This is a genomic window from Lysobacter sp. Root690 (assembly GCF_001427785.1).
Lineage (GTDB): Bacteria > Pseudomonadota > Gammaproteobacteria > Xanthomonadales > Xanthomonadaceae > Lysobacter.
In genome coordinates, this window is sequence record NZ_LMHM01000012.1 from 913242 (window position 1) to 923037 (window position 9796).

The 9796-nt window shown below is 66.7% G+C and carries 7 protein-coding genes; 2 read left to right on the forward strand and 5 right to left on the reverse strand.

Features of this window, described 5'->3' with window-relative positions; genetic code table 11:
* Positions 1–123 precede the first annotated feature (123 nt).
* The 3 genes from ASD86_RS11800 to ASD86_RS11810 all read right to left on the reverse strand — a co-directional run bounded on the left by ASD86_RS11800 (position 124) and on the right by ASD86_RS11810 (position 5203).
* A complete protein-coding gene (locus tag ASD86_RS11800) occupies positions 124–1962 on the reverse strand; it encodes a DUF885 domain-containing protein (RefSeq protein ID WP_056110542.1) in 1839 nt (612 codons plus the stop codon).
* A 249-nt stretch (positions 1963–2211) separates the two neighbouring features.
* Positions 2212–4419 carry a S9 family peptidase gene (locus ASD86_RS11805; protein ID WP_056110747.1) on the reverse strand — a complete coding sequence of 736 codons (2208 nt, stop codon included), beginning with the start codon at positions 4417–4419 and terminating at the stop codon, positions 2212–2214.
* A 73-nt stretch (positions 4420–4492) separates the two neighbouring features.
* Positions 4493–5203 (reverse strand): glutathione binding-like protein, encoded by a 711-nt coding sequence (locus tag ASD86_RS11810; RefSeq protein WP_056110544.1) that lies wholly within the window; start codon positions 5201–5203, stop codon positions 4493–4495.
* A gap of 229 nt (positions 5204–5432) precedes the next feature.
* Between ASD86_RS11810 and ASD86_RS11815 the strand changes: the two genes are divergently transcribed.
* Entirely contained in the window at positions 5433–6077 is a 645-nt protein-coding gene (locus ASD86_RS11815) for a TIGR00645 family protein (RefSeq protein ID WP_056110546.1), read from the forward strand.
* A 139-nt stretch (positions 6078–6216) separates the two neighbouring features.
* Here the strand turns inward: ASD86_RS11815 and ASD86_RS11820 are convergent, their stop codons facing one another.
* Positions 6217–7236: a hypothetical protein gene (locus ASD86_RS11820; RefSeq protein ID WP_056110547.1), complete on the reverse strand. Its 1020-nt coding sequence runs from the start codon at positions 7234–7236 to the stop codon at positions 6217–6219.
* Between the two features lie 53 nt (positions 7237–7289).
* On the opposite strand from ASD86_RS11820, the gene uvrD reads away from it, so the two are divergent.
* Positions 7290–9485, forward strand: a complete 2196-nt coding sequence (gene uvrD / locus ASD86_RS11825; RefSeq protein WP_056110549.1) for a DNA helicase II — start codon at positions 7290–7292, stop codon at positions 9483–9485.
* Between the two features lie 84 nt (positions 9486–9569).
* On the opposite strand, the gene ASD86_RS27795 is transcribed toward uvrD, so the two are convergent.
* Positions 9570–9796, reverse strand: a 227-nt coding sequence (locus ASD86_RS27795) for a hypothetical protein (RefSeq protein ID WP_235567728.1), incomplete at its 5' end; no start/stop codon positions are given.

Genomic DNA, 9796 nt, shown 5'->3' on the forward strand with positions numbered 1-9796 from the left:
ACGAGCTTCGCAGCGCTGGTGGTGGAGCTCGACATCGAGCGCGAGCCAAGCCAAAGAAACGGCGATGGCAGCGGCAATTTTAGATTGCACGCGCAAATCGAAATGCCAATTTGCGATCGAGTATCAGCGCTTAGCCTTCTTCTGCGCCGGCACGAAGTTCTCCTGCACCGCCTTGGCCAACAGCGCCGGCGGCAACAGCCCCTGATCGAGCAGGAAGTTGTTGAACTTCAAACGGTCGAAGCGATCGCCGGTCGCCAGCTCGGTCTGCATGCGCAATTCGAGGATACGGCTGTAACCGTAGAAATAGCTGCCGGCCTGGCCGGGGGCGTTGAACATGTAGCGATCGAGTTCCTGCTTGGTCATCGCCTCGGAGAAACCGACCTGCTCCGACAGCAGCTTGCCGGCGCTGGCGCGGTCGGTCAGGCCGAGGTTGAGCATCGGGTCGAGTATCGCGCGCGAGGCGCGCAGCAGGCGGAACTGCAATGCGATCAACTGCCCGTCGAGCGGCTCGTACGGCACCATCTCGGCTTCGGCGTACAGCGCCCAGCCTTCGACGTTGACCGAGTTGAACGCGAACATCGAACGCGCCAGCGAAATGCCGCGCTCGACCATCGCGGTGAACTGCAGTTCGTGGCCCGGGCGGCCTTCGTGCGCCGACAAGGTCCACGCCGCCGATTCGTAGTTGAAGTCGTCGTAGTGCAGGGTCTTGCCGGACGGATTGGGCACCGCTACCGGCAGCACGAACTGGCCTTGCTGGCCGGTGTTGCCGACCAACGGCGCGGGCAGGAAATGCGGCGCCGGCTGCGAGGCCGATTCGGCGTCGCTGCCCAGGCGCATCACCATCGGCCGCTGCGGCACGTCGACGATCTGTTCCTTGCGGATGATCGGATCGATCGCGTCGATCACCTTGCGGTAGCGCGGTTCGAGCTGATCGTTGGGAATGGTGTCTTGCTTGAGCGCGCGGATCACCGCGACGTAATCGTGCGGATCGGCGACCTTCAGGCCCTTGGCCTGGGCCACCAGCGGCGCGAGCTGACGCATCGCCGCGCGGGTTTCCATGAACTCGACCTGGGCGCGGCGCATCAGCAGCTGCGGATCGATGTCGATGCCGTACTGCTTGAGCTGATACGCGTACAGCTCCGGCGGCAGGCGCGCATCGCTGCGCGCCTTGGGCAGCACCGCGCTGCGGGTCCACTGGCCGTACTCGCGCAATTGCGTTTCCATCGCCTTGAGCGCGGGCTCGGCGCCCTGGATCTTGTACTTGTCGAACAGCTTGCGGATGCCGGCGACGTAGGTGTCGACGTTGCCCAGGGCCTGATCGACTTCGAGCTTGGTCGGCTGCAGCAGGCTGGAATCGGCGGCCAGGCGTTCTTCGTAGCGCTGGCGGGCGAGGGCGGTCAGCGGTTCGCTGCCCGGGGCCAAGCCGACATAGGCCTGCAGGCGCGCGAGCGCCTGGGCGCGGCGCTCGGGCGGGGTCTGGTCGGAGAGCAGGCCGTTGATGCCGGAGAACACCGTCTGCGGCGCGTCGAACCACGGCAGCATCAGGCGTTCGTTGAGTTCGTTGCCCTCGACGTTGTCGTCGATCGCGCCGATCAGGATTTCCAGGTCCTGGCGCACGTTGGGATCGCGCTCGACCTGCAGCTTCTCGCTCAGCTCGCTTTTGGCCTTGGCCATGGCGGCGCGGAAGCGCTGGTTCACCTGCGGCTTGAGGTCGGTGACCTTGTCGTCGTAGCCGGGAATGCCGAAGAAGGAAAAGCCTTCCGGAGCGAAATCCGCCTGGGCCTTGATCAGGATCTGGGTGTAGCGGTTGCTCGTTTCGACCCAGGCTGGCGACGGTTTGGCGGCGGGCGCCTTGGCCTTGGTGTCGGATTTGGCCGCATCCGCGGCGTATGCGGGCGCGGCGGACAGAACCAGGACGGGCGCGGACAGCGCCAGGGCGACGGCGAGAACGAGCGGCTTCATGAGGTGACCCGGGTGGAGTGAAGGGCTCCAGCATCGGCTTGACTGGGGTTTAGGCCAAGCGCCGAAGGTCATGTGGGCGTATGGAGGGAGAGCGGCCCTCACCCCAACCCTCTCCCGCAAGCGGGAGAGGGAGACAAGCAGCTTCGAACTGAGCCCCTCTCCCCAAGCGGGAAAGAGAGACAAGCAGCTTCGAACTGAGCCCCTCTCCCGCTTGCGGGAGAGGGGTTGGGGTGAGGGCCGCGAATGGCCTCAGCGCTTCAGACACCGATCAAAGAAATCCTCGGTCAAGCGAAACCGATGCAGATTGTCGCGCCCGCGCAGACCATGCTTCGCACCGGGGTACGTCATCAACTCGAACGGCTGCCCGCGCTGCTGCAAGGCGCTCATCAGCACGGTCGAATTGGTGAACAGCACGTTGTCGTCGGCCATGCCGTGGATCAGCAGCAGCTTCGAGGTCAATCCGTCCAGATGCTCAAGCACGCGGCCTTCGCGATAGCCATCGGGATTGTTCTTCGGCAGGCCCATGTAACGTTCGGTGTAATGGCTGTCGTACAGACCCCAATCGGTGACCGGCGCGCCAGCAACGCCGCAGGCATAGGCGTTGCTCGCCTTCGCCAACAGCATCAAGGTCATGTAGCCGCCGTTCGACCAACCGTACACGCCGATCTTGTCGCCATCGACCCACGGTTGTGACTTCAACCAATCCACGCCTTTGAGCTGATCGGCGACCTCGACCGTGCCCTGCTTGCGATACAGCGCGCCGCCGAAGGCCGCGCCGCGGCGCGGCGTGCCGCGATTGTCGACCGAGAACACCACATAGCCGTGCTGGGCGAGGTACTGATTGAAATCCGGCGCCCACACCCGCTTGACCGTCTGCGAGGCCGGGCCGCCGTACACGTTGACCACCACCGGATAACGCTTGCCTGCGTCGAATCCACTGGGCTTGATCAGGCTGTAATGCAGCGCGGTCTTGCCGTCGGCGGCGGTGAGCTGCCCGTACTCGATCGGCCGCTGCGCGGCGCGGTACGGCGCGAACGGATGCTTGGCGTCGTCGAGATCGTTGGCGATCAATGCGGCGATGCGGGTGCCGTCGTTGCGGTACAGCTCCAGTTGCGGCGGCGTGGTCGGGTTCGACCAGGCATCGACGAACACGCTGGCGTTGAGGGCGAAGCTCGGGCTGTGGTAGCCGTCGGCCTTGCTGATGCGCTCGATCGCGCCGCCGCTAAGCGGCACGCGATAAACCTGCGAGTCCATCGGCGAATCCTTGCCCGCGGCGAAGTACAGCTGGCCGGCGTCTTCATCGATCGCGAGCACGCTGTCCACCGGCCATTCGCCCGAGGTCAGCGCCTGCGCCTGCTTGCCGTCGGCCGACAGCAGATACAGATGTTCGTAACCGCTGCGCTCGCTGTTCCACACGATCCGATCGTCCTTGAGGAAGCGCAGATCGTTGTGCAGCGGCACCCAGGTCTTGGAGGTTTCGGTAATCAGCGTGCGCTGCTTACCGCTGCGTAGGTCGGCTTCGATCAGCTCGAGCTTGTGCTGATCGCGCGACTGGCGCTGGAAGGTCACGCGGTCGGCATCGCGCCAATCCACCCGCGCCAGGTAGATGTCCTGTTCCTTGCCCAGATCGATCTCGCTCGGCGCGGCGGCCTGCGCGCCGACGCGCGCGACCAGCAGGCGCACGCGCACGTTGGCATCGCCCGCGGCCGGATAGCGCTGCTCGACCACATCGGTGCGATCGGGATACACCTCATAGCGCTTCTGCACCGGCACCGGCGATTCGTCGATGCGCGCGAACGCGATCGCCGAATCGTCGGGCGCCCACCAGTAACCGGTGTGACGATCCATCTCTTCATCGGCGACGAATTCGGCCACGCCGTTGCCGATGGTGTCGCTGCCGTCCTTCGTAAGCTGAGTCGCCTTGCCGTCGGCCAGGTCGATCACCCACAGGTTGCGGTCGCGCACGAAGCTGACGAAACCGCCCTTCGGCGACAGCTTGGGATCGGTGGCGAAGCCTTCGCCGTTGGTGAGTTTGCGCACCGCGGCCTTGCCGGTCTTGGCCAGGTCGTACAGATACAGCTCGCCGCCGAGTGGAAACAGCAGGCGCTTGCCGTCGGGCGACCACTGGTAATCGACGATGCCCGACAGCGCGGCGATGCGCTGGCGTTCGCGCCGCGCCTTCTCGGCGTCGCTGAGCACTTCCGCGCCCGGCAGCACGTCGTCGGAATCGACCAGCAGCGTGGTCTTGCCGCTGGCGATGTCGTAGGCCCACAGGTCCAGGCGGTTCTTGTCGCGGGCCTTGCCGCGCAGGAAACCGACCCGGCTGCCGTCCGGCGCGATCTTCGGCTTGACCAGGCTGGGCCCGGACAGCGGCGCATCGCCGGTGAGCGCTTCAAGCGTCAGGCGGCCGGCGACCGGCGCGGCCGGGCCAGCGAAGGCGGGGGTGGTCAGCGACATGGCGAGCAGGCACAAGGCAAGGCGGGTGGTCTTCATCAGGGCGATCGGTCCGGGACGTGCTGCGGGTGAGGCATCAGGTGGGCTGCGCCGGCGAGCCGAACAGATGGCGGCGCATTTCATCGGTCATGGTCTTGTCGGCGCGGTACACCTTGCCCATTTCGTAGGCCCGCTGGAAGGCCGGGCGCGCGGCCAGTTCGTCGTGCCAGCGCTGCACGTTGGGGTAGCGGGCGAGGTCGACATGGTGCCATGCGTGTTCGTGGGCCCAGGGGTGGCAGGCGAAATCGGCGATGCTGAGTGTATCGGCGGCGATGAACTCGCGCCCGGCCAGGCGCCGGTCGAGCACGCCGTACAGGCGCTCGGTCTCGCGCTGATAGCGGTCGATCGCGTACGGCACCTGCTCGGGCGCATAGCGGGTGAAATGGTGATTCTGGCCGAGCATCGGGCCGTAGCCGCCGACCTGCCAGAACAGCCATTCGTTGACTTCGACCTGGCCGCGCACGTCGCCGGGCGAGAACCGGCCGGTCTTGGCCGCCAGATACTGCAAAATCGCGCCGGATTCGAAAATACTCACGGCAACGCCGCCATCCGACGGCGCATGGTCGACGATCGCGGGCATGCGGTTGTTCGGCGAAATCGCCAGGAATTCGGGCTTGAATTGATCGCCCGCGCCGATATCGACCGGCTTGATCGAATAGTCCAGCGCCGCGCCGGCCTCATTGGCCTCTTCCAGAAACAAGGTGATCTTGTGGCCGTTGGGCGTGGGCCAGTAATGCAGGTCGATCATGGGATGCGCTCCGCGAGAAAGCCTGGAGTGTAAGTGCGCCGATCCGCGCGCCGCCGCCGCGCGGATGGAATGGCGTGTGCCGCAAACCGCGCCGCGGCGGGCTTCACGCGCGTCCGGCGGCGGCGAAAACGCCGCGCAGATGAACCCTCGGGTGGCCCCGACGTGGCGATGTCACCCCCGGGCGGCTACTCTTGGCCGCCTGTACCGTCTTCACTTTCACGAGTTCCGCATGACCGATCCCAAGATCAACCGACTCAACCCCCTGCCGGCCCTGATCTTCAGTTCGCGCTGGCTGCAGCTGCCGTTGTACCTGGGCCTGATCGTCGCTCAGGGCGTCTACGTGTTCCAGTTCGTCAAGGAACTGGTCCACCTCGTCCAGGACGCGACCACCCTGACCGAGCAGGGCATCATGCTGATCGTGCTGGGTCTGATCGACGTGGTGATGATCTCCAACCTGCTGGTGATGGTGATCGTCGGCGGCTACGAGACCTTCGTTTCGCGCCTGCGTCTGGAAGGCCATCCCGATCAGCCCGAATGGCTGAGCCACGTCAACGCGAGCGTGCTCAAGGTCAAGCTGGCGATGGCGATCATCGGCATCTCCTCGATCCACCTGCTCAAGACCTTCATCGGCGCCGGCAGCCTCGGCCTGCCGTTGTGCGGCACGCCCGACGCATTCGCCGCGGCGCAGGCGGCGGCCCAGGCCACCGCGAACGGCGTCGCCAACGCGGTCGCGCGCTGCTCGGAGCTGACCTCCGAAGGCGTGATGTGGCAGTCGCTGATCCACTTCCTGTTCATCGTTTCGGCGATCGGCATCGCCTGGACCGACAAGCTGATGAGCACCACGGTGGCCAAGCCCGGCAAGGGCGCGCACTGACGCGGCGGCGAACGCGACGCGGGTTGCGGTCCGCGTGCGCGGTCAGAGCGACGAGGTTGGTCGTATCAAAGAGCCCGGGGCCTGCGCCTCGGGCTCTTCGTTTGTGCGGTCTGGATGCGATCGAAGCGGGTGAGCGCGATCACTCGCCGCGCTGGGGCGAGCGCGGCGCCATGATCGCGCGTCGCAGCCGCAGCGCATCGGGCCGGTCCGAGAAACGCAGTTCGCCGTTGTCCGCGCGCTGCAGGCCCAGCGCGCGATAGGCCTCGTCTTGCGAGGGGAAGTCCTGCATCGCGGCGTAGCGCCGGTACAGACGGGCGAGCACGCCGTTGCCGCCGGCGCGATCGAGCGCGGCGACGAAATCTTCGGGTTCGACCTGCGCGTTGCCGTCGAGGCAGCAACGCGCGTATTGCGCGAGTACGCGGTCCAAGTCGGTGCGCTGTTCGCGGCGCAGGGCGAGGTCGGCATCGAGCCACAACGCCGCGCCGGCCCAGTAGACACGCATGGTGCTGCCGCGGCTGCGGCCGATCTGGTCCATGCGCGCGCCCGCGCCGACCTTGCGCCCGCGCTGGAAACCCGCTTCGATCCGGCGCCAGGCATCGTCACCGTCGAGCAGGCCGGCGCGCGCGCGCGACACGTTCTGGTAATAGCTGGCCAGGCCCTCGGCCAGCCAGCGGCCGTCGTCGCCGAGGTAGGGGTGCATCAGGTGCGAAAGCTCGTGCACGGCGGTCCAGTCGTCGCGCAATTCCTGATAGGTCGCGTCGTCTCGCACGTACAGCAGCACCGAGACGCCGTCGTCGCGTCGGGTCTGACCCCACGGCACGGGGCTGGAGTCGCGGCCGCGGCGCGGCACCAGGCGGATGCGCACCAGCGCATCGCGCAACGGGAACCGACCCGATGAAGTCAGCGCGGCGTTCGCGCATTCGTCGATCCAGCGGCGCAGCTGCGCGACGCGCGCGGCGTCGGGCGGATTCTCGATGCGTACCCGCAGGCGGGTGTCGCCGGCGCGGATCGCCCATTCGGCGTTCGAATCGGCCGGGTCGGCGACGACAGTCGCCGCTTGCGCCGCTGCGGCGGGTTCGGCCGCATGCGCCGGCAGTGCGGCGCCGGCGCAAACGAGCAAACTCAGCAAGGCTGCGGCGCGCACGGACATGATCGGCATTGGAACTCCATCGGACGGGAAGGTTCCCCCGGCATCGCCGGTACAATGGGGCGATGGACGTATCGCACTTGCTCGACGCACTCAATCCGGCCCAGCGTGAAGCCGTTTCGGCGCCCGCCGGCCATTATCTGGTCCTCGCGGGCGCCGGCAGCGGCAAGACCCGCGTGCTGACCCACCGCATCGCCTGGCTCAACGAAGTCTTCGGCGTGCCCAACCACGGCATCCTGGCGGTGACCTTTACGAACAAGGCCGCCGGCGAGATGCGCGCGCGCGTCGACGCGCAACTGCCGCGCGGCGCGCGCGGCATGTGGATCGGCACCTTCCACGGCCTGGCCCATCGCCTGCTGCGCCTGCACTGGCAGGAGGCCAAGCTGCCCGAAGGCTTCCAGGTGCTCGACAGCGACGACCAGCTGCGCCTAGTCAAGCGCGTGGTGCAGGCGCTGGAACTGGACGAAACCCGCTTCCCGCCGCGTCAGATCGCCTGGTGGATCAACGCGCAGAAGGACGAGGGCCGGCGCCCGCGCAACATCCAGCCGGCCAACGACGACTGGGCCGACGTGATGCTGCGTTGCTACGAGGCCTATCAGGAGCGCTGCGAGCGCGCCGGCCTGGTCGATTTCGCCGAGCTGCTGCTGCGCGCGCATGAATTGCTGCGCGACAACCCGGCCTTGCTCACGCACTACCGGACCCGCTTCCGCGAGATCTTGGTCGACGAATTCCAGGACACCAACGCGATCCAGTACGCCTTCGTGCGGGTGCTGGCCGGCGACACCGGCCATGTGTTCGTGGTGGGCGACGACGATCAGGCGATCTACGGTTGGCGCGGCGCCAAGGTCGAGAACGTGCAGAAATTCCTGCGCGATTTCCCCGGCGCGCAGACCATCCGCCTGGAGCAGAACTATCGCTCCAGCGCCAACATCCTCGACGCGGCCAACGCGGTCATCGCCCACAACCCCGACCGCCTGGGCAAGAAACTGTGGACCGACACCGGCCATGGCGAGCCGATCGACCTGTACGCGGCCTACAACGAGATGGACGAGGCGCGGTTCGTGATCGAGCGCCTGCGTCAGTGGGTGCGCGACGGCGGCAGCTACGGCGACGTGGCGATCCTCTATCGCAGCAACGCACAGTCGCGCGCCTACGAAGAAGCCTTGTTGTCCGAGCAGGTGCCGTACCGCGTGTACGGCGGCCAGCGCTTCTTCGAGCGCGCCGAAATCAAGGACACCTTGGCGTATCTGCGCCTGCTGACCAATCGCGCCGACGATGCCGCGTTCGAACGCGCGGTCAACACGCCCACCCGCGGTATCGGCGATCGCACCCTGGACGAAGTGCGCAAACGCGCGCGCGCCGATGCGGTGTCGCTGTGGGACGCGGTGCGACTTGTCGCGGCCGAGAACGTGCTCGCCGCGCGCGCGCGCAATGCGCTTGCCGGGTTCATGGCCTTGATCGAAGCACTGGAGGGCGATGTCGTCGACATGCCGCTGCCGGAGAAGATCGATCATGTGCTGCAGCGGTCGGGCTTGCGCGACCACTACGCCAACGAGTCGCGCGGACAGCTCGATTCGCGCACCGACAACCTCGACGAACTGGTCTCGGTCGCCTCGCGCTTCAGCCGCAGCGACGAAGACGAAGCCGCGGCGATGCCGGAACTGATCGCCTTCCTCAGCTACGCCGCGCTCGAGGCCGGCGAAGGCCAGGCCCAGGCCGGCGAGGACGGCGTGCAGCTGATGACCTTGCACAGCGCCAAGGGCCTGGAATTTCCGCTGGTGTTCCTCGGCGGCCTGGAGGAGGGGCTGTTTCCGAGCAGCCGTTCGACCGAGGAGTCCGGCCGGCTGGAAGAAGAGCGGCGTCTGGCCTATGTCGGCATCACCCGTGCACGCGAAAAACTGGTGCTGAGCTACGCCGAAACCCGGCGCATCCACGGCATGGAGACCTACGGCTCGCCGTCGCGCTTCCTGCGCGAGATTCCGAGCCAGTTGCTGCACGAAGTGCGGCCGAAGGTGCAGGTATCGCGGCCGATGTACAACAACTCCGGGGCGCGCCGCGACGGCGGTGGCCTCAACCGCGGCCATGCGGCGATCGAAGCGCCGCCGGTCAAGCTGGGCGCGCAGGTGCGTCATGCGAGCTTCGGCACCGGCACGGTCACCGATTACGAAGGCAGCGGCGCGCATGCGCGGGTGCAGGTGAACTTCGATGACGTCGGCAGTAAGTGGCTGGTGTTGGCGTATGCGAATCTGGTTCCGGCGTGAGGGCGTGAGGGCGTGAGGGCGTGAGGGCGTGAGGGCGTGAGGGCGTGAAGATCGTGAAGGTGTGAAGGTGTGAAGGTGTGAAGGTCACGAAGGTCGTGAGTCTGTAAGTTTGGAGACGCCGCTGTTGCCGGCTCCGAAGTGCGCGCTCAGCTCGTGACGCCAGTTTGAGGCCGTCATCCCCGCGAATGCGGGGATCCAGGGCTTCACCGCGGCATGATTCTGAAGTCTCTGGATCCCCGCCTTCGCGAGGATGACGAGCAATTGAGCTCTGTCGGCGCTTGATCTGACGCAGCGGGCAACCTGACGCGGCA